The organism is Nocardiopsis algeriensis, from assembly GCF_014203695.1.
Lineage (GTDB): Bacteria > Actinomycetota > Actinomycetes > Streptosporangiales > Streptosporangiaceae > Nocardiopsis > Nocardiopsis algeriensis.
On sequence record NZ_JACHJO010000013.1, the window covers coordinates 78,805 to 103,030 of the forward strand.

Here is a 24,226-nt window from a genome sequence, read left to right on the forward strand (position 1 = left end):
GAGGGCCCGGCCGGAGCCGGGCCCTCCCGCCGTCCGGGCGGCCTACGTGACCCAGTTGACGTTGAACGGGTAGCGGTACCACTCTCCCCGGTTGGCGGCCATACCGCCCAGGATGCCGAAGACGAGGGAGATCACGACGACGACCGGCCACAGCAGCGCGCCGATGAGGACCACCGTCAGCAGCGAGGAGACGAAGGTGCCGATCAGGACCAGCAGCTGGAAGTTCAGCGCCTGGGCCGCCTGGTCGCGCACGAACGGCGACTCGTCCTTCTTGACCAGGTAGATGATCAGCGGGACGAGGAAGCTCAGGCCGCCGCCGGACAGGAGGCCGAGGAGGCCGCCGCCCAGGTGGGCGAACAGACCCATCTGCCGCTCTTCCGCGTTGGGCTGGCCGGTCGTGGCCGACGACGGCCCGTAACCGCCCTGGGGCGGCATGCCGTAACCGCCCTGGGGAGAACCGGGGGCCTGGTAGCCGCCGGTCTGCTCGTAGCCGCCCTGGTACGGGTAGCCGCCGGGCGGGGGCGGGTAACCGCCGGGCGGAGGCGGGTGGCCGCCGGACGGGCCCTGGTGGCCGGGCTGCCCTCCCGAGGGCTGCCGGCCCTGGCCGTAGGGGTCCTCCGGAGGAGGTGTGTTCGGGTAGGACATGCTCTTTCCTTCGGGCCGGGGCTCGGATCTGCGGTGCGGGGGCGCCTACTTCAGGAGGCGGATGCTCACCGGGTAGCGGTACCACGTCCCCTTGTTGGCGCTGCTCGCTCCTATGACGCCGAGAACGATCGAGAGGATCCACACCAGTGCGATCAACAAGGAGCCGATCCAGGACAGGTTCGGGAGGAAGATACCCAGTCCGAGGAAGGCCACCCAGGCGAAGGCGTAGGGGATGAGCAGGGTGATCTGGAAGTTCGCCGCCTCCGAGGCGTGGTGGCGGACGAAGGGAGACGCGTCCCGCCTGGCGAGGTAGACCGCCAGCGGAGGGACCCATCCCAGGCAGCCGACGACGAAACCGCCCAGGTGGGCGAGCATCGCCGCGAGGATTCCGCCGTCCCCGGCGGGGGCCTGGGGCTGCGGGTAGGGGCCCGGCTGCTGCGGGTAGGGCCCCGGCTGCTGAGGCTGGGGGTGCCCCGGATGCGGCTGCCCGTACTGCTGGTGGGCGGCATGGGCGGAATACGGCTGCCCGTGGGGCGGGGCGGCGGGCGGCGGGGTGAAACCGGGCCGGCCGTACGCCTGGGGCGGATGCGGGTACCCCGGTTGGGCTCCGGAGGGCTGCGCGTACCCGGGTTGGGCTCCGGAGGGCTGCGCGTATCCGGGTTGGGCTCCGGAGGGCTGCGCGTATCCGGGTTGGGCTCCGGAGGGCTGCGCGTATCCGGGTTGGGCTCCGGAGGGCTGCGCGTACCCCGGCTGCGACGGGGGTGCTGCGGGCCGGTCGTGCCCGGGTGCGGGGGAGGAGGGGGCGTCCGCGGCGGGCTGCTGTCCGCCCGAGGGCTGCGCGTCCCGGGGCGGCCGGGGCTGCTGCCCCGGGGTGGGGTCCCCCGGGGCCGGGTCCTCCGGGGTCGGGGGATTCGTCGGGGTCTCGCTCATGCTCTTCCTCGGTTCCGCTGTCGGGAGGCGTCTGCCGGCGGCCGCGTACCGCCGGGGCGGGCAGCGGCGGTGTCCTGACCGGAGGGGCCCGTTGCCTGGACAGATCCTAGGACGTCCTCGGCGGATACCGCCTGTCCGGACCCGGTGCGGTGACGAAGTCGATCAGCTCCTCCACCCGGCCGAGCAGGGCCGGTTCCAGGTCGGCGTAGGAGCGCACCGATCCCAGGATCCTGCGCCAGGCCTCACCCGTCTCCATCCGCCAGCCGAGTGCGCGCACCACCCCCTCCTTCCAGGGAATGCCGTAGGGCACCTCGGGCCAGCCGGGGATACCCACCGCGGCGGGCCGCACCGCCTGCCAGACGTCCACGAAGGGATGCCCGACCACCAGCACGTGCTCCCCGCCGACTCGGCCCGCGATCCGGGACTCCTTGGAACCGGGGACCAGGTGGTCCACCAGCACGCCCAGGCGGCGGCCCGGTCCGGGGGAGAAGTCCGCCACGACCGAGGGAAGGTCGTCGATCCCCTCCAGGAACTCGACGGCCACCCCCTCCACGCGCAGGTCGTGGCCCCAGATCTTCTCGACCAGCTCGGCGTCGTGCACGCCCTCCACATAGATGCGGCTCTCCCGGGCCGTGCGCGCCCTGGCGCCGGGCACCGCCACGGAGCCCGAGGCGCTGCGCAGGGGACCGCGCGGTGCGGCGGCGGGACGTACGAGGGTGACGGGCTCGCCGTCCATCAGGAACGCGGCCGGTCCCAGCTCGAACACGCGGTGCCGGCCGTGCCGGTCCTCCAGGGTCACGGTCGCCTTGTCCCAACCGACGACGGCGCCGCAGAACGCCTCTCCGGCGTCCTCCACGACCAGGTCCCGGCTCAGCGGCACCTCCCGCACAGCAGACTTCCCCGGACGCCGCCGGTCGCCGGCGAGCACGTCGCGGCCGTAGCGGCCGGATCCCTTGGTAGCCACGGTGGCGCATTCTACCGGCGGGGCACCCGGACATCCCGGTGGCGCAGCGCACACAAGGGACGACCCGGCCCGGCCGCCGCCCGCGCGGCCGGTACCGAAGCGGCCGCGCGGCCACATGATTGCTACCGTCGGGTTTGCGTCCGGGCATAGAATTAGCACTGGGAACCATGGAGTGCCAGGAGGTGGCGAGTTGCTGGATGAGCGCAAGCTCGCGGTCCTGCGTGCTGTCGTCGAGGACTTCGTCAGCACCAACGAACCGGTCGGATCCAAGGCATTGGCCGATCGCCACAAGCTCGGGGTGTCCCCCGCCACCATCCGCAACGACATGGTCGCGCTGGAGGAGGACGGCTACATCGCCCAGCCGCACACCAGTGCGGGCCGGGTCCCCACGGACAAGGGATACCGCCTCTTCGTCGACCGGCTCTCCTCGGTCAAGCCGCTCTCCAAGGCCGAGCGGCGCGCCATCGAGTCGTTCCTCAGCGGCGCAGTCGACCTCGACGAGATCATCGCCCGCACGGTCCGCCTGCTGGCCCAGCTCACCCGCCAGGTGGCGATCGTCCAGTACCCGTCGCTGACCAGGTCCGCCGTGCAGCACGTGGAACTGGTGCCCCTGGGCGGACAGCGCCTCATGATGGTGGTCATCACCAACACCGGCAGGGTCGAGCAGCGCGTCATCGACGGACTGGGGGAGATCGACGAGAGCGCGGTCGCGGATCTGCGGACGATGCTCAACCGCGCCATCGCCGGACTCCACCTGGGCGACGTCCCCGAAGCGGTGGAGGACCTGCCCTCCCAGGTCCGTCCGGAGGAGCGCCGGATGGCGGCGTCGGTCCTCTCCGTCCTGCTGGAGAGCCTGGTCGAACGGCACGAGGAGAGGATCGTCCTCGCCGGGACCGCCAACCTTGCCGCCGTCGACTTCGCCGCCAGTCTGAGAGACGTCCTGGAGGCGCTGGAAGAGAACATGGTGCTCATCCGTTTGCTGGGTGAGGCGAAGGACCCGTCGATGCTCACGGTGCGCATCGGCGCGGAGAATTTCCACGAGGGTCTGCGCTCCACCTCCATCGTGTCGGCCGACTACGGTGTGGGAAACCAGTCGCTCGCCAAGATCGGTGTCGTCGGACCCACCCGGATGGACTACCCGGGGACGATGGGAGCGGTGCGCGCCGTGGCTCGGTATGTCGGACAGATTTTGGCAGGACATTAACTCAGTGGCCAGAGACTATTACCAGATTCTCGGGGTGCGTCGCGACGCGTCCAAGGACGAGATCAAGAAGGCGTACCGGCGGCTCGCACGCGAGCTGCACCCCGACATCAACCCCGATCCTGCGACCCAGGACCGCTTCAAGGAGGTGACCCAGGCCTACGAGGTCCTCTCCGACGAGAACAAGCGCCGGATGTTCGACATGGGCCAGGACCCCTACGCCCCCGGTGGCGGCGGCGCGGGCGGTTTCGGGGGCGCGACGGGTTTCCCCTTCGACGACATCGTCAACGCCTTCTTCGGCGGGCAGACCGGCGGCCGGGGACCGCGCGACCGGGTCCGGCGGGGACGCAGCATCAAGATCCGGGTCGAGCTCGACCTGGCCGAGACCGCGTTCGGTGTCTCCAAGGAGATCACCTTCCCCACCGCCATCCTGTGCGAGACGTGCCAGGGCGAGGGGACGTCCCCGGGCACCCAGCGCACCACGTGCGACATGTGCCACGGCCAGGGCGAGGTCTCGCAGGTCACCCGGTCCTTCCTGGGCCAGGTCATGACCTCGCGCCCCTGCCCGCAGTGCGCCGGCCAGGGCTCGGTCATCCCCAGCCCGTGCGGTGACTGCGCGGGTGAGGGACGTGTGCGGGAGAAGGTCACCCGGACCGTCACGATCCCGGCCGGCGTCGACGACGGCATCCGGATCCAGCTCGCCGGTGAGGGCGAGGTGGGTCCCAACGGCGGTCCGCGCGGCGACATCATCCTGGAGATCGTCCAGCGGCCGCACCCCACCTTCGAACGGCGCGGCGACGACCTCCACTGCACGGTCTCGGTACCGATGACGGCGGCCGCGCTGGGCGCCTCGTTCTCCTTCGAGACCCTCGACGGAACCGAGAACATCGACATCCGCCCGGGCACCAATTCCGGCCACGTCATCACCCTGCCGAACAAGGGCGTCACCCACCTGGACGGCGGAGGGCGCGGCGACCTGCGCATCCGGATCGACGTGGAGACGCCGGGCAAGCTCGACGAGGAGCAGGAGGCCCTGCTGCGCAAGCTCGCCGAACTGCGCGGGGAGGACCAGAACCCGGGCCGCTTCAGCCCCGGGCACGGCGGCCTCTTCTCCAAGCTCCGCGACGCCTTCGGTGCGAACAAGTGACCCCACCGGTCTTCCTGGTCCCGTCCGGTGACCTTGCCGCCGACCGGGTGACCGTCTCCGGCCCGGAGGGCCGCCACGCGGCCGCGGTACGGCGTATCCGAACCGGGGAGACGGTCGACCTGGCCGACGGCGAGGGCCTGCGCGCCCGCTGCACGGTCGTCGGCGTGGGCAGGGACGAGGTCGTGTGCGAGGTCCTCGAACGCGTTCGGGAGCCGGCACCCGCCCCGCACCTGACCGTGGTCCAGGCACTGGCCAAGGGCGACCGCGGTGAGCTGGCCGTGGAGATGATGACCGAGGCCGGCGTCGACTCCGTCGTCCCCTGGGCCGCCGAGCGCAGCGTCACCCGCTGGAAGGGCGATCGGGCGGCCAGATCCCTGGCCAAGTGGCGGGCCACCGCCAGGGAGGCGGCCAAACAGGCCCGCCGCGCCCGCCTGCCGGAGGTGGCCGAGCAGGCCGACCGCGAAGCGGTCGCCGCCCTGCTGGCCGCCGCCGACCTGGGCGTGGTCCTGCACGAGGACGGGGCGAGCAGGCTGTCCGAGCTGGAACCGCCCCGGGGAGAGGGCGCGCGTGTCGTCCTGGTGGTCGGGCCCGAGGGCGGCTTCTCCGACGCCGAGCTCGAGGCCTTCGCGGCCGCGGGTGCGGTGCGGGCCCTTCTGGGACCGAGCGTGCTGCGCACCTCCACCGCCGGGGTGGCCGCCCTGGCGGTGCTCCAGTCCCGTACCGGCCGCTGGTAGGGCGATACAGCGGTACCGCAGCACGGAGAAGGGCCCCCGACCGCTCAGCGGTCGGGGGCCCTTCTCCGTGCGGGGGAGACTACTGCTCGGCCGTGGCCCGGGGGGTGGTGCCCTCGGGGGCCGCGCCGCCGTCCGCGGACCCACCGGTGTCGCCGCCGCCCGACCCCTCGGAGCCGCCGCTGTCACCGCTGCCTTCCGACCCCTCGGAGCCGCCGCTGTCACCGGTGTTCTCGCCGCCGGTACCGGTACTGGGCTCCTCGTCCGGCTCGCAGTCCTCGGGCGCGCCCTCGGGGGACGCGCTCGCATCCTCCTTCGGCGGGCACGAGGGCTTGGCGGAGGGGTCTTCGGCGGGGGCGGAGGCCTCCGCCGACGGACTGGGGCTCTCCGTCGGTTCCTCCACGTGCTCCTGCTGCGGCGGGGGCAGGGGCTGTGCGGGGACCGCGGGCTCGGCCGGGTCCTCGGTCTCCACCTCCGCCTCCGGAGGCGTCCCCTCCCGGTCCGCGCCGGCCGGGACGATGTCCAGGACCTGCTCCCGCACCTGGGGCGTGGACATGAGCACGGAGGCGGCGATGAGGGCCGCTCCCGCGACGGCGACCGCCGGCCGCAGCCAGGGAAGACCGAACCAGGCGGAGCCCCGGCGGCGCTCGGCGCGTTCGCGGATGAGGTTCAGGGCCTCGGGCGAGGTCGTGACGGTGTCGGCCTCGGCCTTGAGGAGCTGCCGCAGCTTGGCCTCGAACTCGTCGTTCATCGGATCTGTCGGGCTGGTCATGTCGTCTGCTCCAGAACAGAGCGCAGCGCGGAGATGCCGCGGGACGTGTGGCTCTTCACCGCACCTCGGCTGATGCCCATGGCATGCGCGATCTGCGCCTCGGACAGGTCGCCGTAGTACCGGAGCACGATGGCCTCTCGCTGACGGGTGGGTAGCTTGCGCAGGGCGCGGATCACGGCCTCGCGCTCCAGCAGGTTCAGTGCGCCGTGCTCGGCGCTGGGGGCGTCGGGAAGGGCTTTGGGGGCGTGCTTCTCCACGACCGCCCGATGGCGCAGCACGGACCTCGCCTTGTTGACCACCGCTTGGCGCAGGTAGGACAGGGCCTTGCTGGGGTCGCGCAGGCGTCGCCACGCTCCGTGCATCGCCACGAAGGAGTCCTGTACGACTTCCTCCGCTGTGGCGTGGTCGCGGACGAGCAGGGCCGCCAGGCGTACGAGCGGACGGTAGTGCTCCCTGTAGAGCTCCGTCACCGCGTGGTCGGCGTCCCATTCCACCGAAAGTGGAGCCGCGGTGGCTCTGGCCACCAGGGTTTCTGTCGTCACATCAGTTCGACGCACACCCTTGTCGCGGGGTTTACGAAAGGGCATACCTCTTCATTTCCAGGTAGACGCGCGAGTCGGTCCGAACACGTCGGGGGCCGGTCGGGACGAACGCTCACCGAAAACCGGACGCGCACGGAGGGAAAGACTATCGCGCTTACGGTACCGATCATCGCGCAACCGCGGTTTCCCGGGTGGAACGGGACGCATCCGGCCTCTCACGAGCGGTTGCCCGGCACCTGCGGCATCATGGTCGTCGCAAGGCCGCCGCGGCTGCCGACGAGAACGACGGAGGTCACCGATGTCCCAGCAGGCCGATTGCCTGTTCTGCAAGATCGTGCGAGGGGAGGTGCCGGCCGAGATCGTTCGCGAGGGGGAGCGGACGGTCGCCTTCCGCGACATCAATCCCCAGGCGCCCACGCACGTCCTCGTGATTCCCCGCGACCACCACGAGAACGTCGCCGAGGCCGCCGCGCAGGACTCGGGCCTCGTGGACGCCGTCGTGCGCGACGCCCACGAGGTCGCCGTCCAGGAGGGCATCGCCGACAGCGGCTACCGGCTCGTGTTCAACACCGGGAGCGGTGCCGGGCAGACGGTGTTCCACCTCCACGGACACGTCCTCGGCGGCCGCGGCCTGGAGTGGCCCCCCGGGTAGCCGGAAAAGGGATCGAGCCGGGCGGGGCGCCTTGGTAGACTCGTGTCCAGTGGGCTTTCCCCAGCCGGCAGCGGCCCTCGGGCCGACCGCGGGAAGCAGCACCCGGCGCCGCACGTGCAAGGAAGCGGCGCCCGGACCGTCACATGAGGCGCCCCGCCGGCCGAGGCCCGAGGCGTCCGACCCGAAGGGCAGGGACAGCGGCCGCAAGGCCACACCATGGCCGAGACAACGCACGAGCACCCGCAGCACGACGCACAGGTCAAGGTCGTGGTGCCCGACGAGCACACGATGATCAGCCTGCTGGGATCGGGGGACGAGCTCCTCAGGGTGTTGGAGCGCGCCTTCGACAGCGACATCCACGTCCGCGGCAACGAGTTCACCATCAGCGGCGCCCCGGAGGAGACCGCTGTGGTGGTCCGCCTCGTCGAGGAGCTGATCGAGCTCGCCAAGAGCGGGACCCACGTCACCCCGGACACCGTCGAGCGCATGGTCTCCATGCTGCGCTCCCCGGGGGCGGTGCGCCCGGCGGAGGTGCTCACCACCAACATCCTGTCCAACCGGGGCAAGACCATCCGGCCCAAGACGCTCAACCAGAAGCACTACGTCGACACCATCGACCGGTACACCGTCGTCTTCGGTGTCGGCCCCGCCGGTACCGGCAAGACCTACCTGGCGATGGCCAAGGCGGTCAAGGCGCTCCAGGACAAGCAGGTCAACCGCATCATCCTGACCCGCCCCGCGGTCGAGGCGGGCGAGCGGCTGGGCTTCCTCCCCGGCAGCCTCTACGACAAGATCGACCCCTACCTGCGGCCCCTCTACGACGCGCTGCACGACATGCTCGACCCCGACTCCATCCCCAAGCTGATGGCGGCCGGGACCATCGAGGTCGCACCCCTGGCCTACATGCGGGGACGCGCGCAGCCGGTGGACACCGATGTCCTGACCCCGGACGGCTTCCGGCCGATCGGTGAGCTGGGCGTCGGCGACCTCGTGGTGGGGTCCGACGGCAGGCCCACCCCGGTGCTGGGGGTCCACCCGCAGGGCAGGAAGGCGATCTACCGCTTCTCCTCGCAGGACGGCGCCTCGACGCTGTGCTCGGAGGACCATCTCTGGACGGTGCGCACGCGCGACGGTGCGTCCCGTGTCCTCACCGCCAAGGAGATCGCGGAGAGCGGTCTGCGCCGCGCGCACGGCCACACGTACGAACTCCCGCTGCTCAGCGGGCCGGTGGAGTTTCCCGGGCAGGAGGTCCCCGCGGACCCCTACGCCCTCGGGTTGCTCCTGAGCGGGGAGCATGTCTCCGGCGGGACGGCACCGGGCCTCTCCACCGGAGGCCCCGGACCGGCCCGGGCGCTCGGGCTGCCGGGAACGGAGGCCGGCACCCCGGTCGGCACCGCGACCGCCGTCCTGCGGGAACCGGGTCCGGAGGGTGCCGCCCCCGGGACGGAATCCGTGCCGGACCGCTACCTGTACAACAGCGCCGAGGTGCGCCTGGCCCTGCTCCAAGGGCTCTTGGACGCGGGCGGAGAACCGGTCTCCGGGAAGGACGGCACCTGCCGTGTCCGGTACGGCACCGGCTCGCCGGTGCTGCGCGACGCGGTCCTGTTCCTCGTGCGGTCCTTCGGGGGCGTGGTCCGCACCGCTCCGGCGGCGGAAGGGACACCCGGTCCGTCCCGGGACCGCGAGGTTTCCCGCGGACCCGGCACCCATGTCCTCGACCTGTGCCTGCCGGAAGGCATCATGCCCTTCCGGGTCCGGAGCAAGGCGGACGCGTACGACGTCGGCGGAGGGCGCCCCGTGCGCTTCGTCGACTCCGTCGAGCCCGCCGGCGAGGCCGAGTGCGTGTGCATCCAGGTGGCGGCGGAGGACTCCCTCTACGTCACCGAGGACTTCCTGCTCACGCACAACACCTTGAACGACTCCTTCATCATCCTGGACGAGGCGCAGAACACCTCGCCCGAGCAGATGAAGATGTTCCTCACCCGGCTCGGTTTCGGGTCCAAGATCGTCGTCACCGGCGACGTCACGCAGGTGGACCTGCCCAGCGGGCAGAGCAGCGGCCTGCGGACCATCGAGAACATCCTGCGTGACATCGACGACATCGCCTTCTGCAAGCTGACCAGCGAGGACGTGGTCCGGCACAAACTCGTCGGGCAGATCGTCGACGCCTACGGCCGCTACGACGCCGTGCAGCAGGAGCGCCAGGGCACCCGCCGGGGCGAGCGGCGCGGCCGCGGGCCCCGCCGTGACACCCCCGGGGGCACCGGTGCGGGGACCGACGGCCCCCGGCAGCAGGCAGACTGAGAACAGTACAGTGTCCGAGCCGGTGGGCCCGCGTGTGCGGGCTCACCGGTTTCGGGTGCCCGGGTGCCCCTGCGCCCGGTCCGACGACCAAGTGAGGCAACCGCAACCGATGAGTATCGACGTCGCCAACGAGTCCGGCGTCACCACCGTGGATGAGGAGCGGCTCTCCCGCCTGGCCCGGTACGTCCTCGATGCCATGCGGGTCCATCCGCTGGCCGAGCTATCCGTGGTGCTGGTGGACGAGGAGCCCATGGCCGACCTGCACGTCCGCTGGATGGACGAGCCCGGACCCACGGACGTGCTCTCCTTCCCCATGGACGAACTGCGCCCCGGTGGCCCCGGCCGCACCAGCGAGCCGGGCGTCCTCGGTGACGTCATCATCTGCCCGCAGGTGGCCGAGCGCCAGGCGGAGAAGGCCGGACACAGCACCGAGGCCGAGATCGACCTGCTGTGCACGCACGGCATCCTGCACCTGCTGGGCTACGACCACGCCGAGCCCGAGGAGCACAAGGAGATGTTCGGCCTCCAGGGCGAGATCCTCGCCTCCTGGAGGGAGAGCGAGGCCGACCGCACCGCAGCGGGGGGCGAGGACGGCCGATGAGCGCCTGGTCGGACATCGCGTCGGCCGGCGGTGACCCCGCCCACTGGGGCACGGCCTTCGCGGTCGCGCTGGCGCTGACCGCCGCGGCGGCGTTCCTGGTCGCGGCGGAGGTCGCCGTCACCCGGGTCATGTCGGTGGGGCTGTCCGCCGCCTCCGGTTCGGAGCGCAGGGCCGAGGGCGGCCGCGCCTGGAACCGGGTGGCGGCAGACCCCGCACACCACCTCAACGTGCTGCTGCTCCTGCGCGTGGTGTGCGAGGTGTGCGCCGTTCTGTCCGCAGGCCTGGGCACGGTGTTCCTGCTCGGACTCGGATGGCCCGCGCTGGTGCTGGCCGCCGTGGTGATGGTCGCCGTCGAGGCGGTGCTGATCGCCATAGCGCCGCGTATTCTCGGCCGCCAGTTCTCGGCGCCGATCGCCCGGACCAGTGCGACGGTCCTGTATCCCGTGCAGGTGGTGCTGGGACCGCTCGCCCAGCTCCTGGTCGGCGCCGGGCGCGCGCTCACCCCGCGCGCCAAGGGCGACCGGGGAGGCCCCTTCAGCACCGAGGTGGAACTGCGCAGGCTCGTCGACCTGGCCGAGGAGGGGGAGGTCATCGACGCCGAGGAGCGCCAGATGATCCACTCCGTGTTCAAGCTCGACGACACCTCCGTGCGCGAGGTGATGGTGCCCCGGCCCGACATCGTCTTCACCGGCCGCGACGCCGACGCCGACGCCGTCCTCACGCTGGCGCTGGCCAGCGGCTACTCCCGCATCCCGGTGACGGGTGAGGACGAGGACGACGTGGTCGGCATCGTCTACCTCAAGGACCTGGTGGAGCAGCTGCGCGACCGCTGGGCCGCCGCCGCCGGCAACCCCGGCACGGAGGTCCCGCTCACCGCCGCCGACGTGATGCGCAGGGCGGTGTTCGTCCCCGACACCAAACCGATCGACGAGCTCCTGCGTGAGATGCAGAAGCAGCGCAACCACGTCGCCGTGGCCATCGACGAGTACGGCGGCACCGCCGGGCTCGTCACCATCGAGGACATCGTGGAGGAGATCGTCGGGGAGATCACCGACGAGTACGACCACGAGATCCCGCCGGTGCAGCTGCTGGACGCCGACCGGGTGCGGGTGACCGCGCGCCTGCCGCTGGGCGAGCTAGCGGAGCTGTTCCCCGAGCGGGACCTGGAGGTGGCCGACGTCGAGACCGTCGGCGGACTGGTCGCCTACGTGCTGGGCCGCGTGCCCGCCGGCGGGGCCCAGGCGGAATACGCTGGTCTGCGGCTGACACTGGAGGGCAAGAGCAGCCGCCGCAACAGGATGACCACCGTCCTGGTGGAGCGCCTGCCCGAGAGCGGCGCCGCCGGGGACGAGGACAAGGACACGAGGAGTACGCAACAGTGACGGAGACAACGGGGCTGGGTCCCGAGGACGGCAAGCTCATCACCCTCGCCCGGGCCTCGCGGGCCCGCAACTCCGCAGCCGAGGGTGCCGCGGTGCGCGACGAGACGGGGCGCACCTACGTGGCTTCCACGGTGTCCCTGCCCTCGCTGCGGCTGAGCGCCCTGCAGGCCGCGGTGGCCGCCGCGGTCTCGGGTGAGGCGACCGAGCTGGAGGCCGCGGTGGTCGTCACCGAGGCGGGGGAGCTGTCGGAGGCCGACCGTGCGGTGGCCGACGACCTGAAGACCGGGACGGTGGTGATCGCGGCACCCGACGGCGTGCCCGCGAGCATCACCCGGCGTTAGGGAAGGCCCGATGAACGACCTCGACCTCGAGAAGCTGCGGATGCCGCTGCCGATGCCCTCGCACCCGGAGGGGTTCCGCAGCGGGTTCGCCTGCTTCGTCGGCCGCCCCAACGTGGGCAAGTCCACCCTGATGAACGCGCTGGTGGGGCAGAAGGTGGCGATCACCAGCAGCCGTCCCCAGACCACCCGGCGCACGGTGCGCGGCATCGTGCACCGCCCCGACGCGCAGCTGATCATCGTGGACACCCCCGGCCTGCACAAGCCGCGCACCCTGTTGGGGGAGCGGCTGGACTCGCTGGTACGGTCCACCCTGGTCGAGGTGGACGTGATCGCCTTCTGCCTGCCGGCCGACGAGCCGATCGGCCGGGGGGACACCTACATCGCCAAGGAGCTGGCCGCGCAGACCGACACCCCGGTGGTCGCACTGGTCACCAAGACCGATCTGGCCGACAAGGGAACCGTCGGCAAGCAGCTGATGGCGGTGAACGAGCTGGGGGACTGGGCCGACATCGTCCCGGTGTCCGCGCAGGGGGGCTTCCAGCTCGACACCGTCACCGAGGTCCTGTGCTCCCACCTGCCCGAGGGACCGCCGCTGTACCCCGACGGCGACCTGACCGACGAACCCGACGAGATGCTGGTGGCCGAGTTGATCCGCGAGGCCTCCCTGGAGGGCGTGCGCGACGAGCTTCCGCACTCGATCGCGGTCGTCGTCGACGAGATGGGCGAGCGCGAACCCGGCAAGAGCGGCAAGGACCTGGTCGACATCTACGCGTCCCTGTACGTGGAGCGTCCCAGCCAGAAGGCGATCGTCATCGGCACCAAGGGCTCACGCCTGCGCGACGTGGGCTCGCGGGCGCGCAAGCAGATCGAGGCCCTCCTGGGCAGGAGGGTCTTCCTCGACCTGCGGGTGCGCGTGGCCAAGGACTGGCAGCGCGACCCCAAGCAGCTGCGCAGGCTGGGTTTCGACCAGCAGACGTGAGCATCGGGCCCGGGGGGAAGCGCGATCAGCTCCGGCTGTCGAGGTCCTCGGCGAGGCGCGCCGCGCACTCCTGCACGATCGGTGCGGCGCGCTCGACGAAGCCCCGGCCCACCCGGGCCTCGGGGCCCGACACCGACACCGCCATCCCCGACGGGGCACCGGGGACCGGTGCCGCCACGCAGCGCACGCCGACCTCCTGCTCGCCGTCGTCGACGGCGTATCCGTCGCGGCGCACCGCCCGCAGCTCCTCGAGGAAGCGCTCGGGGTCGGTGATGGTGCGCTCGGTGGCCGCGGGCATCCCCGTGCGGCGGACGGTCGCCAGTACCTCGGCGTCGTCCAGCTGCGCCAGCAGTGCCTTGCCCACGCCCGCCGAGTGGGGCAGCACCCGGCGGCCCACCTCGGTGAACATGCGCATGGAGTGCGGCGAGGGCACCTGCGCCACGTAGACGACCTTGTCCCCGTCCATCATCGCCAGGTTGGCGGTCTCGCCCAGCTCCTCCACCAGCTGCGCCAGGTGCGGGCGCGCCCACGCGCCGAGCATGCGCGAGGCCTTCTCCCCCAGGCCGATCAGGCGGGGGCCCAGAGCGTAGTGGCGCGAAGGCAGCTGGCGCACGTACCCGCTGCCGACCAGGGTGCGGATGATGCGGTGGATGGTGGGCAGGGGCAGCCCCGACGCCTCGGCGAGTCGGCTGAGCGAGGCCTCGCCGCCGACCTCCGCCATGATCTCCAGGAGGGCGAACGCGCGGTCCAGGGACTGGACGCCGCCGGAGCGCCTGCCCTGGTCGTCGTGGATGGGGGTCTGTGGGACTGGCAACGGTCACGCTCCGGGCACGGTGGTGGGACACGGCTTTTGCGATGTGAAAAGCACTTCCCGCTGTCAGGTCTTCTATAGCACGCGACCGCCTCCGACCGTCCGTGTCCGGGGAAGCGGTGGGGCGGCAGAAACCGCTGGTATGCAGGTATGCCCGGAGAGTCACGGGGCGTATCGAATGGGAGACGGATGGCGGATCATCCCGGTTTGTGGGATGTGTTCCTCGTTACAGTGAGGGCTCCCGAGTGACCCGGTTCACGTCTGCTCTCCCTTCGGAACCGGGAAACCGGGAACCAGCGGACAGCGGCACCGCCCCGCGCGGAGTCGGGAACCACGTGTCGGCGCCGCTGTCGGAGACCGGAAGTTGAGAAGCATGTTCCCCCAGACGCGTTTTCTCGCGGTGGCCGTGCCGGTGGCCGCGATCCTGATGCTCTCCGCCTGCTCGTCCCAGGCGACCGAGGAGGATTTCACGGAGATCCTGACCGCCAACGGGGTGAGCCAGGAGCACACCCGCATCACCGGACCCGACAGCGAGGGGATGTTCATCGCGGTCTACGAGGTGAACGAGGGCTGCGAACTGCACATCTCGTGGGACGGAGGTGAGAAACCCGTGATCGTGGGCGCCCAGGCCGACCGCTACTTCCACCCGGCGCCCGAGACCACGTACCTGGAAGGCTTCGGCGCGGACCGCATGAGCCAGGCGTGCGAGGGCGAGTTCTGAGCCGGGCCCCGGGGCCCCGGGAGCCTCGGCTCCCGGGGCCCGCTCCGGTCAGGAGCAGTAGGAGGCCTGCGCGCCGACGATGCGGTAGGGGCAGTCCGCGTAGTCGAGCAGCCGCAGCACGGCCTCCTCGTTGCGGGCGGTCTCCCTCTCGATCACCGACGACGGCGGGTAGAAGCCGCCCTGCCGGGCATTGCGGGGGTACATCTCGAAGGTGAAGTTGACGATCCGCTGGTCGCCCCACAGCCAGTCGCCGATCGACCCGTCGGTGATGTACAGGTCGCTGGACTGCTGGGGCGTGTACCCGTTGGCCTGCGCGATGTAGGTGCCCAGCGCCTCGTGGGTGTCGTACTCCTCGCGGGTCATGCCGGGGACGACCTCGCCGTAGGTGTAGCCGAACGGCCAGAGGACGAGCTCGCTGTAGGTGTGGAAGTCGACGGCCGAGGTGATCTGCTGCTCCCCGCCGACGACCCGGCTGCGCACGAAGTCGGCGATGACGCGCACCTCCGGCGCCGACTCCGGTGCGGAGCCGCGGTAGGTGGCGCTGCTCGGGCTGCCGGAGGAGCCGTTGCAGCAGCCCCACCTGTAGTCCCAGTTGCGGTTGAGGTCGGTCCCCACGGAGCGGGAACCCGCGTTGGGCTGGCGGTTCTTGCGCCAGTTGCGCCAGGTGCCGCCGGCCATGTCGTACTCGCTGCCGTCGGGGTTGACGTTGGGCAGGATCCAGATCTCGCGGCTGTCGACCAGCTCGGTGATCCGCGCGTCCTCGCCGTACCCGTCGGTGAGCATGTGCATGAGGTGGACGGCCATCTCCACGGTCAGGTGCTCGCGGGCGTGCTGGGCGTGGACGAACAGGACCTCGGGCTGGTCCTCGTCGGTGGCGGCGTTGTCGCTGATCTTGACCGCCACGATGTCGCGGCCCTCGTAGGAGGTGCCGATGACCGTGCTCCGGGCGATGCCGGAGTGCTCGGTCACGACCTCCTCGACGATGTCGAGCAGTTCGGCGTGGTCGGTGTATCCCGGGTCGGGCGAGGCGAGGGCGGTGACGGCGGAGGCCTCGCGCACGTCGAGGCCGAGGTCGGCGATCTCGTCGGCGTCGGCGGGGGTGGCGGTCACCAGGAGAGTGCCGCCCTCGACGTGGTCGATGGCGGCGCCGGTGGCGGCGACCGCCGTGCGGTCCTGAGCAGTGTCGGCACCGCGGACCTCGTAGAGGCCGGAGCCGGCCTCCGCGGAGGCGCTGCCGGCGACCGGTGTGCTGAGGAGGAGGGCGCAGACGGCCAGGGGCGTGAGCGCGCGCAGGGGGGACGGGGGACGGAGCACGATGCCTCCAGGAGCGGGTTCGAGGCTTCGGACAGATGGACGACATTGCACGAAACGTCGGCACTTTCTGTCAATGGGCATAACCCTGTGTTATGGGGGCGGTCGGGTGCGCAGGGCGCCGAGCGCTCCAGGTGAGGCCGGTGCCGGGGAGTTCCCCGTGGCCGGATCCGGCCACGGGGGTGGGCCGACAGGCACTTGTGTGCAAGGCCCGTTGGGGCACCGCGAAGGCGAACGGGATGAGCGCTTCCCCTACGGTGTAGGGGTTCCCGAGGAACGATCCCCCTTTCGACCGACATGGAAGACCTGCTGTGAGCACACTGTTCGACCCCGTCAAGATCGGCCGCCTGGAGCTGCCCAACCGCCTCTTCATGGCGCCGATGACCCGTTCCCGCGTCCCCGGTGAGGGGGAGCCGGGCGACCTCGTCGCCGAGTACTACGCCCAGCGCGCCTCGGCCGGTCTGATCATCACGGAGGGGGTCCAGCCCAGCGTGCGGGGCCAGGGCTACATCGACACCCCCGGCCTCCACAGCGCGGGTCAGGTGCGGGCGTGGCGGCGCGTCACCGACGCCGTCCACGAGCGCGGCGGGCACATCTTCGCCCAGCTCATGCATGCGGGCCGCATCGGCCACCCCAGCCTCTACCCCGACGGCGGGCTGCCCGTGGGCCCGTCCCCGATCGCCTCGGGCCAGTCGATGTTCGACGGCGAGAAGATGGTCCCGCACCCGGTGCCGCGCGAGATGGACGCCGATGACATCGCCCGGGCCACGGAGGAGTTCGTCTCCGCCGCACGCAACGCGATCGAGGCGGGCTTCGACGGGGTGGAGGTGCACGGGGCCAACGGCTACCTGATCCACCAGTTCCTCGCCGACGGGAGCAACCGGCGCACCGACGGGTACGGGGGCGGCGCGGAGGAGCGCTCCCGCTTCGCCGTCGAGGTGGTCGACGCGGTCGCCGACGCGATCGGTGCCGACCGCACGGGCCTGCGCATCTCGCCCGGGGTCACCTTCAACGGCATCTCCGAGAGCGACCCCCTGGAGCAGTACCTCGCCCTGCTGGACGGACTGGCGCACCGCACGGACCTGGCCTACCTGCACCTGACCGAATCGGGAACGGCCGCGCACACCGAGTGGATCCGCGAGCGGTGGTCGGGCACCTTCGTCCTCAACACCGCCTCCAGGCTGGACCTGGACACCCCCGCGGCCGCCGTGGAGAAGGGGAGGGCGGACGCGGTGGCCGTGGCCACGGCCTGGATCTCCAACCCCGACCTGGTGGAGAGGGTCCGCTCGGGCGGTCCCTACCAGGAGGGTGACAGGGCCACCTTCTACGGCGGCGGACGGCGGGGCTACACCGACTACGCGGCGCTGGGCGCCTGACGGGCCGGCGGCGGAAGGAGAAATCCCGCCGGGGTACCGGCGCGCCGCCTTCGCGTCTGGCTCAGCGCGGATCGGCGGCGGCCTCGGATGTTGGCCGCATCCTGGGTACTCCGGCGGGACTCGAAACGACCCCCCTAGCACTGAAGGGTTCATCTGGAATGGTACAGACCTCTATCGGTCTCTTGAAGTCGAGGTACTGATTTGCCTTGAAATCGAGACAATTGCGCGGCGGGGCCCGTCGGCGTTCACTTCTGTCCAGCCGGGAAGGTCCAGGTCAGGTGATGTGTGTCCCACCTGTTGGACGCGAGTACCGATTTCGCGGAACCGTCTGCTAGCGTTGCGAACATCATGCTGCGCGAGCTGCTCCTCCTTAGCGGCCGCGGCGGGGGTCGCTAGAGGTCGACTCCCTCGCCGCGGGACTTCGGCTTGCCTTGGTCGACCAGTGACCACTTGCCACATCCACAGGAGCCCCAGATGGTGCCGCAGCAGCAACCCAGCCCCATGCCTTTCCACCGCTACACGCCCTTCACACCGGTGGACCTGCCCGACCGCACCTGGCCGTCCAAGGTGATCACCGAGGCGCCCCGCTGGCTGTCCACGGACCTGCGCGACGGCAACCAGGCGCTGATCGAGCCGATGGACCCCGCCCGCAAGCGTGAGATGTTCCAGCTGCTGGTCGGGATGGGCTACAAGGAGATCGAGGTCGGCTTCCCCGCCGCGAGCCAGACCGACTTCGACTTCGTCCGCGATCTGATCGAGGACGGGCTGATCCCCGACGACGTGCAGATCTCGGTGCTGACGCAGGCCCGTGAGGACCTGATCGAGCGCACCGTGCAGAGCCTGGTCGGCGCCAAGCGCGCCACCGTGCACCTGTACAACGCCACCGCGCCCACCTTCCGCCGGGTCGTCTTCAGGGTCGATCGCCAGGAGTGCAAGGACATCGCCGTCCAGGGCACCCGCCACGTCATGCGCTTCGCCGAGCAGTACCTGGGGGAGACCGAGTACTTCGGTTACGAGTACTCGCCCGAGATCTTCGTCGACACCGAGCTGGACTTCGCCCTGGAGGTCTGCGAGGCGGTCATGGACGTCTGGCAGCCCGGCCCGGGCCGCGAGATCATCCTCAACCTGCCCGCCACGGTCGAGCGCGCCACCCCCAACGTCTACGCCGACCAGATCGAGTGGATGAGCCGCAACCTGTCGCGCCGCGAGCACGTGGTCCTGTCCGTGCACCCGCACAACGACCGCGGCACCGGCGTGGCCTCGGCCGAGCTGGCCGTGATGGCCGGTGCCGACCGCGTCGAGGGCTGCCTGTTCGGGCACGGCGAGCGCACCGGCAACGTCTGCCTGGTCACCCTGGGCCTGAACCTGTTCAGCCAGGGCGTGGACCCCAGGATCGACTTCTCCGACATCGACGAGATCCGCCGTACCGTCGAGCACTGCACCCAGCTGCCCGTCGCCCCCCGCCACCCCTACGGCGGAGACCTGGTCTACACCGCCTTCTCCGGCTCCCACCAGGACGCCATCAAGAAGGGCTTCGCCGCGCTGGAGGCCGAGGCGGCCGCGGCCGGGACCCCGGTCGACGAGTTCGGCTGGGACGTGCCCTACCTGCCTCTCGACCCCAAGGACGTCGGCCGCAACTACGAGGCCGTCATCCGGGTCAACAGCCAGTCCGGCAAGGGCGGCGTGTCCTACATCATGCAGCGCGACCGCTCCCTGGACCTGCCGCGCCGCCTGCAGATCGAGTTCTCCCAGGTCATCCAGAAGTACACGGATGCCGAGGGCGGCGAGTTCAGCGGCGAGCGCATCTGGGAGATCTTCTCCGAGACCTACCTGTCCGACAGCGGCCCGGTCGCGGTCCTGGCGCACCGCTCCTCCACCGGGGAGGACGGCACCTACCGGATCGAGGCCGACGCCCGGGTGCGCGGTGAGATCCGCGAACTGTCCGGCACCGGAAACGGTCCCATCTCCGCGTTCTGCGACGCCCTGGCCGACGTCGACGTCAAGGTCCGCGTCATGGACTACGTGGAGCACTCCATGGGCGGGGACGGTGACGCCCGCGCCGCCGCCTACGTCGAGGCCGAGATCGACGGCACGGTGGTGTGGGGTGTGGGCATCCACAGCAGCATCACCACCGCGTCGCTGAAGGCGCTGTGCAGCGCCATCGGCCGCGTCTGAGCGGACGGGGCCCGCGGTCGCCGCGGGCCCCTCTGCCCGTCCCGCCTCAGAGAAGGCCGAACGGTCCGGGGTCGGGCAGGCCCCTGGTGGCGCACAGCGCGCGGTGGGCGCCGGTGAGCTCGCCGAACGCCACCGGTCGGCGCGAGGCGGACGCCGGGTTCTCCCGTGTCCCGGCCGAACACAGGCGCGGGGCGAACGACAGCCCCTGCGTGGTGTCCAGGGCCCGGGCCTCCTCGCGCCAGCCCGGCCAGCGCAGACCGTCGTAGAGGTCCGCCGCCCCGCCCTCCAGCAGCCACAGCAGCCATGCGGAGTAGGGCATCTCCAGCGGCACCCAGCCCAGTGAGCCGGGGGAGAAGTAGACGATCTCCCCGGGCTTGCCGGGGTGCTCGTCGCCCTCGCTGCCCGGGCCGTTGAGGGCGAACACCCCGCCCAGCACGTCGTGGCCCACCGTCAGCCGCAGCGGAGGGCCGAAGACGACCGCGGTGCTCAGGTCGTTGACGTCGCCCAGCCCCGGCAGCTCCCGGCCCCCTCCGCCGTGCACCCGCACCCACCCGTCGTCCAGGACCAGGCCGCCGCACTCGAGGGCCATCGCACCCAGGAAGGAGCGCGCGGTCACCTGCAGCCGGTGCAGGCAGGTACGCCCGCGCGCGGAGTCCACGGGCAGCACGCGCACCGGGACGCCGCTCCGGGCCAGGTGCTCGGACAGCACCGGCCAGGCAGGGCGTTCCACGTCGACCAGTTCGCTCAGCTCGCGCATCGGGGGAGTCCTCCGTCAGACCTCGGGGAAGGCGCGCAACGGGGGACCACGTTACCGGTAGCTCGCGACAGCCCACGCGGGGGACCGCGGCCACGTCTTCCCCGCCCACGCGAAAGGGCCGCGCCCCGGAGGACGCGGCCCGATGCCCGTGTCTACTGCCAGCCGAACTTCTGTGTCCAGGCGTTGCCGGACTCGCCGACGCCGATCGCGACCAGGCCGCAGTTGAGGATGTTGGCCCGGTGTCCGGGGCTGTTCATCCACGCCTGCATCACCTGTTCGGGGCTGGTCTGGCCCTTGGCGACGTTCTCGGCACCCCAGGAGCTGTACCCGTGGCGCTGGGACCGCTCGCCGGGCCCCTCGCCCTCGGGGTTGTGGTGGCTCATGTAGTTGCGCCGGTTCATGTCCTCGCTGTGCTCCTGAGCGGCCGCGGTGAGCCTGGAGTCCACGCGCAGCGCGCCGCAGCCCGCCTCCGCGCGCTCCTGGTTCACCAGGGTGACGACGGCGTCGGTCACCGCGGAACCCGAGGAGCTGCCGCTCCCGCCGCCGCTGCTTCCGCCACCGCTCTGGCCGCCACCGCTGCTCTGGCCGCCGCCCGAGCTCCCACCGTCCGGGGAGGACTCCTCGGCGGATTCCTCCTCGTCCTCGGGGGAGGCGGTGACCGTCACGTCGGCGCTCTGCGTCTCCTCGCCCTCGGAGGGCGGCGTCCGCTCCGGCTCCGAGGCGGGGTCCTCGCTCGGGGGAACGAAGAAGTTGTCGACCGCCTCCGGCGAGGGCGAGGGCGAGGCCGTGGCCTCACCGATGTCCTCGGGAACGGCCGTGCCGTCCGCGGTGGTGCGGAAGGGGTTCAGCTCGCCACCGGCTCCGGAGAACAGCAGTGCCCCCGCCACGGTCAGCCCGACGGGGACTGCGGCCAGTGTGACCAGGAGCGGTACCGGGCGTCTCCGGCGGGTCCGGGTGGAGCTGCGAGCACTCGCTCTGCGCTTGCCCCGGCGTCCACGCGCCATATCGCTCTCCTCTTGCATGGATGAAGGTCGGGTTCCTCCGCGGGGCACTCGATTCCGGCGGGGGATCCTCTTCCCTCTGCCGGCGGTTCGCGGACTCCCGTGGGTCGTGCCCGCAGGCACTGGTCGTTCCGGCCGCCGCAGGGGGGGGGAGGGGCGACGCCGGACACCTAGCGGGTGAGATTAGACCAAATATCTTAAAAAGGGAATCCAAAACATAACAAACCAGGTCAGAGGGGTGGGCCGAAATGGGGAACGGCACCCCCCGGGGGCAGGGACGGTCCTCCGCATCCGCGACAATAGGGGAGTGAGTCTCTACCGCGACGAGGGCGTCGTGCTGCGCAACCAGAAACTGGGCGAGGCCGACCGCATCATCACCCTCCTGACCCGAAGGCACGGCCTCGTCCGCGCCGTCGGCAAGGGTGTGCGCCGCACCCGGTCGAGGTTCGGTGCCCGGCTGGAACCCTGCACCCACGTCGACCTGCAACTGCACGCGGGACGCACGCTCGACGTCATCACCCAGGCCGAGACCCTGCGCCCCTACGGTGAGGCGGTGGTGGGCGACTACGCCCGCTACACCGCCGCCAGCGCCATGCTGGAGACGGCGGAGAAGGTCGTCGCCGTGGAGAAGGATCCCGCCCTGAGGCAGTTCCTCCTGCTCATCGGCGCACTGCGCACCCTGGGCGAGGGCAGCCACGACGCACGCCTGGTCCTGGACGCCTACCTGCTGCGCTCCCTGGCCGTGGCCGGGTACGCCCCGGCCCTGACCGAGTGCGCCCGCTGCGGCAGCCGCGGGGAGCACCGTGCGTTCGCCGTGCACGCCGGCGGTAGTGTCTGCTCGGTGTGCCGCCCGCACGGCAGCGTTCACCCTTCCCCGGACACCCTCCGGTTGATGTTGTCCCTGCTCAGCGGGGACTGGTCCCATGCGGACGCCAGCGATCCCGGACACCGCTCCGAGTGCAGCGGTCTGGTCGCGGCTTATCTGCAGTGGCACCTGGAAAACGGAATCCGATCACTGCGCCACGTGGAGCGTTCTTGAGTCTGTTCAGCTTCGACACCGGCAAGCGGCGCCAGTACGCCGCTCCCGAGCCGCACCCCAGCGGGGCGCGTCCCCCCCAGATCCCCGCAGACCTGGTGCCCCGGCACGTGGCCGTGGTGATGGACGGGAACGGGCGCTGGGCCAAGCAGCGCGGGCTGCCGCGCACCGAGGGCCACAAGGCGGGGGAGTCCTCCCTCTTCGACGTCATCGAGGGGGCCCTGGAGCTGGGCATCCCCAACCTGTCCGCCTACGCCTTCTCCACCGAGAACTGGAAGCGCTCGCCCGACGAGGTGCGCTTCCTCATGGGCTTCAACCGCGACACCATCCGCCGCCGCCGCGACATGCTGCACGAGCGCGGTGTGCGCGTCAAGTGGGCGGGGCGCGCCGGGCGGCTGTGGAAGAGCGTCATCAAGGAGCTGCGGGACGCGGAGGAGAGGACCCGCGACAACACCGCGCTCACCCTTCAGTTCTGCGTCAACTACGGCGGACAGGCCGAGATCGTCGACGCCGTCCGCGAGCTGGCCCGCAAGGCCGCCTCCGGGCAGATCTCCCCGGAGAAGATCACCGAGGACACCCTGGCCCAGCACCTCTACGCCCCCGACATCCCCCCGGTGGACCTGTTCGTCCGCTCCTCGGGGGAGCAGCGGCTGTCCAACTTCCTCCTCTGGCAGTCCGCCTACGCGGAGTTCGTCTTCCTGGAGACGCTCTGGCCCGACTTCGACCGCCGCCACCTGTGGCAGGCCTGCGAGACCTACGCCCGCCGCGACCGCCGCTACGGCGGCGCCGAACCCAACCCCGTCACAGAGGAGAGCAAGTGATCCAGTCCGACGACCAGCCCCTGCTCCGACCGGGCATGTCCCTGGTCTCGGTGGGCGACAGCTTCACCGAGGGTGTGGGCGACCCCTATCCCGACGGGACCTTCCGGGGGTGGGCCGACCGGCTCGCCGAGCACCTGGCCGACCACCTGGGCGAGATCCGCTACGCCAACCTCGCCGTGCGCGGCAAGCTGATGCGCCAGATCGTCACCGACCAGATTCCGCCCACCCTGGAACTGGCCCCCGACCTGGTGACGCTCAGTGCGGGTGGCAACGACCTGCTGCGCCCGGGCGGTGACCCCGAGCGGATGGCCCGCATCCTGGACCTGACCGTGGGCCGCCTGCGTGCCGCGGGAAGCCAGGTGGTGCTCTTCACCGGGGTCAACATCGCGACGGGCTACATGCGGGGCACCATCGGCCTCTTCGCCCGCCACTACATGAACATCCGGGCCATCGCCGACAAGTACGGCTGCTACCTGGTCGACCAGTGGTCGATGGAGGTCCTCACCGACGCCCGCGCCTGGGACGCCGACCGGCTGCACATGTCCCCGGAGGGGCACCGGCGCCTGGCGCTGAGGACGGCCGAGGTGCTGGGTGTGCCGGTGGCGGAGCGCTGGGACGAGCCGTGGCCCGAGCAGGAACCGCTGTCCTGGGCCCGCGCCCGCAAGGAGGACCTGGCCTGGGTGCGCGAGTCGCTCGGTCCGTGGATCGGCCGCCGGCTGACCGGCCGCTCCTCGGGGGACACCGTCACCGCCAAGCGCCCCGAGCTGACCGTGCTGACGAAGGACCGCTGAGAGATAGTGCCTGCTTCGGGGCCTCCGCTTCGCTTCGGCCCCGGTTCGGGCGCCTTTCGGGCGGGGTTCTTCGTCGCTGCGCTCACTGTGTTTGCTTTGGGGCCTCCGCTTCGCTTCGGCCCCTGCTCGGGCGCCTTCGGGGCGCGGTTCTTCGTCGCTGCGCTCACATCCTCGTGCCTCGGATGTTCGCTCCACTCCTGCAGAACCCCGCCGGCGCCCTCACGGCACACCCCCT

At 71.3% G+C, this 24,226-nt stretch carries 23 protein-coding genes and 2 pseudogenes; 16 read left to right on the forward strand and 9 right to left on the reverse strand.

The genetic code is table 11. The features are described from left to right. Window positions 1-42 precede the first annotated feature (42 nt). From FHS13_RS19640 to FHS13_RS19650, 3 genes are all read right to left on the reverse strand, one after another. Window positions 43-645 carry a DUF4870 domain-containing protein gene (locus FHS13_RS19640; protein ID WP_184293432.1) on the reverse strand — a complete coding sequence of 201 codons (603 nt, stop codon included), beginning with the start codon at window positions 643-645 and terminating at the stop codon, window positions 43-45. A gap of 45 nt (window positions 646-690) precedes the next feature. Beyond that, the gene (locus FHS13_RS21580; RefSeq protein WP_246405494.1) at window positions 691-1,575 is read right to left on the reverse strand and encodes a DUF4870 domain-containing protein; all 885 of its coding nucleotides are present in this window, start codon (window positions 1,573-1,575) and stop codon (window positions 691-693) included. A 106-nt stretch (window positions 1,576-1,681) separates the two neighbouring features. After that, window positions 1,682-2,539 carry a DUF3097 family protein gene (locus FHS13_RS19650; RefSeq protein WP_184293433.1) on the reverse strand — a complete coding sequence of 286 codons (858 nt, stop codon included), beginning with the start codon at window positions 2,537-2,539 and terminating at the stop codon, window positions 1,682-1,684. Window positions 2,540-2,729: 190 nt separating this feature from the next. Between FHS13_RS19650 and hrcA the strand changes: the two genes are divergently transcribed. Genes hrcA through FHS13_RS19665 form a run of 3 tightly spaced genes read left to right on the forward strand, consistent with a single transcriptional unit; the run spans window position 2,730 to window position 5,621 of the window. Beyond that, window positions 2,730-3,743 (forward strand): heat-inducible transcriptional repressor HrcA, encoded by a 1,014-nt coding sequence (hrcA, locus tag FHS13_RS19655; protein ID WP_184293434.1) that lies wholly within the window; start codon window positions 2,730-2,732, stop codon window positions 3,741-3,743. A 4-nt stretch (window positions 3,744-3,747) separates the two neighbouring features. Beyond that, window positions 3,748-4,887, forward strand: a complete 1,140-nt coding sequence (dnaJ, locus tag FHS13_RS19660; protein WP_184293435.1) for a molecular chaperone DnaJ — start codon at window positions 3,748-3,750, stop codon at window positions 4,885-4,887. Further along, window positions 4,884-5,621 carry a 16S rRNA (uracil(1498)-N(3))-methyltransferase gene (locus FHS13_RS19665; protein WP_184293436.1) on the forward strand — a complete coding sequence of 246 codons (738 nt, stop codon included), beginning with the start codon at window positions 4,884-4,886 and terminating at the stop codon, window positions 5,619-5,621. The genes dnaJ and FHS13_RS19665 overlap by 4 nt, the downstream gene beginning before the upstream one ends. Window positions 5,622-5,700: 79 nt before the next feature. Here the strand turns inward: FHS13_RS19665 and FHS13_RS19670 are convergent, their stop codons facing one another. Both FHS13_RS19670 and FHS13_RS19675 read right to left on the reverse strand, forming a co-directional pair. Then, complete coding sequence (locus FHS13_RS19670) at window positions 5,701-6,390, reverse strand: hypothetical protein (protein WP_184293437.1); 690 nt, start codon at window positions 6,388-6,390, stop codon at window positions 5,701-5,703. After that, complete coding sequence (locus FHS13_RS19675; RefSeq protein WP_184293457.1) at window positions 6,387-6,917, reverse strand: SigE family RNA polymerase sigma factor; 531 nt, start codon at window positions 6,915-6,917, stop codon at window positions 6,387-6,389. Before FHS13_RS19675 ends, FHS13_RS19670 begins: the two co-directional genes overlap by 4 nt. 313 nt (window positions 6,918-7,230) lie before the next feature. Between FHS13_RS19675 and FHS13_RS19680 the strand changes: the two genes are divergently transcribed. The 7 genes and pseudogenes from FHS13_RS19680 (at window position 7,231) to era (ending at window position 13,191) form a co-directional block, all read left to right on the forward strand. Beyond that, entirely contained in the window at window positions 7,231-7,584 is a 354-nt protein-coding gene (locus tag FHS13_RS19680; RefSeq protein ID WP_184293438.1) for a histidine triad nucleotide-binding protein, read from the forward strand. A 216-nt stretch (window positions 7,585-7,800) separates the two neighbouring features. After that, window positions 7,801-8,499: pseudogene (locus FHS13_RS21900) on the forward strand (PhoH family protein); the annotation flags it as partial. A 993-nt stretch (window positions 8,500-9,492) separates the two neighbouring features. Continuing rightward, window positions 9,493-9,888, forward strand: a pseudogene (locus tag FHS13_RS21590) (PhoH family protein); the annotation flags it as partial. 109 nt (window positions 9,889-9,997) lie between these two features. Continuing rightward, a complete protein-coding gene (gene ybeY, locus FHS13_RS19690) occupies window positions 9,998-10,489 on the forward strand; it encodes an rRNA maturation RNase YbeY (RefSeq protein ID WP_184293440.1) in 492 nt (163 codons plus the stop codon). Then, a complete protein-coding gene (locus tag FHS13_RS19695; protein WP_184293441.1) occupies window positions 10,486-11,871 on the forward strand; it encodes a hemolysin family protein in 1,386 nt (461 codons plus the stop codon). The genes ybeY and FHS13_RS19695 overlap by 4 nt, the downstream gene beginning before the upstream one ends. Next, window positions 11,868-12,212: a cytidine deaminase gene (locus FHS13_RS19700; RefSeq protein WP_184293442.1), complete on the forward strand. Its 345-nt coding sequence runs from the start codon at window positions 11,868-11,870 to the stop codon at window positions 12,210-12,212. The genes FHS13_RS19695 and FHS13_RS19700 overlap by 4 nt, the downstream gene beginning before the upstream one ends. A 10-nt stretch (window positions 12,213-12,222) precedes the next feature. Further along, a complete protein-coding gene (era, locus tag FHS13_RS19705; protein ID WP_184293443.1) occupies window positions 12,223-13,191 on the forward strand; it encodes a GTPase Era in 969 nt (322 codons plus the stop codon). A gap of 25 nt (window positions 13,192-13,216) precedes the next feature. Here the strand turns inward: era and FHS13_RS19710 are convergent, their stop codons facing one another. After that, on the reverse strand, window positions 13,217-14,005 hold the full coding sequence (locus FHS13_RS19710; protein WP_184293444.1) for an IclR family transcriptional regulator: 789 nt from the start codon (window positions 14,003-14,005) through the stop codon (window positions 13,217-13,219). Window positions 14,006-14,375: 370 nt separating this feature from the next. Between FHS13_RS19710 and FHS13_RS19715 the strand changes: the two genes are divergently transcribed. Then, window positions 14,376-14,723, forward strand: coding sequence for a hypothetical protein (locus tag FHS13_RS19715; protein WP_184293445.1), 348 nt, complete (start codon window positions 14,376-14,378; stop codon window positions 14,721-14,723). A gap of 48 nt (window positions 14,724-14,771) precedes the next feature. On the opposite strand, the gene FHS13_RS19720 is transcribed toward FHS13_RS19715, so the two are convergent. Beyond that, window positions 14,772-16,037 carry a M14 family metallopeptidase gene (locus FHS13_RS19720; protein WP_420220855.1) on the reverse strand — a complete coding sequence of 422 codons (1,266 nt, stop codon included), beginning with the start codon at window positions 16,035-16,037 and terminating at the stop codon, window positions 14,772-14,774. A gap of 308 nt (window positions 16,038-16,345) precedes the next feature. Between FHS13_RS19720 and FHS13_RS19725 the strand changes: the two genes are divergently transcribed. Further along, entirely contained in the window at window positions 16,346-17,410 is a 1,065-nt protein-coding gene (locus FHS13_RS19725; protein WP_184293447.1) for an oxidoreductase, read from the forward strand. A gap of 474 nt (window positions 17,411-17,884) precedes the next feature. Further along, entirely contained in the window at window positions 17,885-19,585 is a 1,701-nt protein-coding gene (gene leuA, locus FHS13_RS19730) for a 2-isopropylmalate synthase (protein WP_184293448.1), read from the forward strand. A gap of 46 nt (window positions 19,586-19,631) precedes the next feature. Here the strand turns inward: leuA and FHS13_RS19735 are convergent, their stop codons facing one another. Continuing rightward, entirely contained in the window at window positions 19,632-20,342 is a 711-nt protein-coding gene (locus FHS13_RS19735; RefSeq protein WP_184293449.1) for a DUF2625 family protein, read from the reverse strand. Window positions 20,343-20,494: 152 nt separating this feature from the next. Further along, complete coding sequence (locus tag FHS13_RS19740) at window positions 20,495-21,346, reverse strand: CAP domain-containing protein (RefSeq protein WP_184293450.1); 852 nt, start codon at window positions 21,344-21,346, stop codon at window positions 20,495-20,497. Window positions 21,347-21,650: 304 nt separating this feature from the next. Between FHS13_RS19740 and recO the strand changes: the two genes are divergently transcribed. The 3 genes from recO to FHS13_RS19755 are packed head-to-tail and all read left to right on the forward strand — an operon-like array spanning window position 21,651 to window position 23,991. Further along, window positions 21,651-22,382, forward strand: a complete 732-nt coding sequence (gene recO / locus FHS13_RS19745) for a DNA repair protein RecO (RefSeq protein ID WP_184293451.1) — start codon at window positions 21,651-21,653, stop codon at window positions 22,380-22,382. Continuing rightward, window positions 22,379-23,200 (forward strand): isoprenyl transferase, encoded by an 822-nt coding sequence (locus FHS13_RS19750; RefSeq protein WP_184293452.1) that lies wholly within the window; start codon window positions 22,379-22,381, stop codon window positions 23,198-23,200. The genes recO and FHS13_RS19750 overlap by 4 nt, the downstream gene beginning before the upstream one ends. Before the next feature lie 35 nt (window positions 23,201-23,235). Then, window positions 23,236-23,991, forward strand: coding sequence for an SGNH/GDSL hydrolase family protein (locus FHS13_RS19755; protein WP_184293458.1), 756 nt, complete (start codon window positions 23,236-23,238; stop codon window positions 23,989-23,991). Window positions 23,992-24,226: the final 235 nt, after the last annotated feature.

Coding starts and splice junctions, on each gene's coding strand:
- FHS13_RS19640 (WP_184293432.1), bottom strand. CDS start 645: ATGTCCTACCCGAACACACCTCCTCCGGAGGACCCCTACGGCCAGGGC.
- FHS13_RS21580 (WP_246405494.1), bottom strand. CDS start 1,575: ATGAGCGAGACCCCGACGAATCCCCCGACCCCGGAGGACCCGGCCCCG.
- FHS13_RS19670 (WP_184293437.1), bottom strand. CDS start 6,390: ATGACCAGCCCGACAGATCCGATGAACGACGAGTTCGAGGCCAAGCTG.
- FHS13_RS19680 (WP_184293438.1), top strand. CDS start 7,231: ATGTCCCAGCAGGCCGATTGCCTGTTCTGCAAGATCGTGCGAGGGGAG.
- ybeY (WP_184293440.1), top strand. CDS start 9,998: ATGAGTATCGACGTCGCCAACGAGTCCGGCGTCACCACCGTGGATGAG.
- FHS13_RS19695 (WP_184293441.1), top strand. CDS start 10,486: ATGAGCGCCTGGTCGGACATCGCGTCGGCCGGCGGTGACCCCGCCCAC.
- era (WP_184293443.1), top strand. CDS start 12,223: ATGAACGACCTCGACCTCGAGAAGCTGCGGATGCCGCTGCCGATGCCC.
- FHS13_RS19715 (WP_184293445.1), top strand. CDS start 14,376: ATGTTCCCCCAGACGCGTTTTCTCGCGGTGGCCGTGCCGGTGGCCGCG.
- leuA (WP_184293448.1), top strand. CDS start 17,885: ATGGTGCCGCAGCAGCAACCCAGCCCCATGCCTTTCCACCGCTACACG.
- FHS13_RS19735 (WP_184293449.1), bottom strand. CDS start 20,342: ATGCGCGAGCTGAGCGAACTGGTCGACGTGGAACGCCCTGCCTGGCCG.
- FHS13_RS19740 (WP_184293450.1), bottom strand. CDS start 21,346: ATGGCGCGTGGACGCCGGGGCAAGCGCAGAGCGAGTGCTCGCAGCTCC.
- FHS13_RS19755 (WP_184293458.1), top strand. CDS start 23,236: ATGTCCCTGGTCTCGGTGGGCGACAGCTTCACCGAGGGTGTGGGCGAC.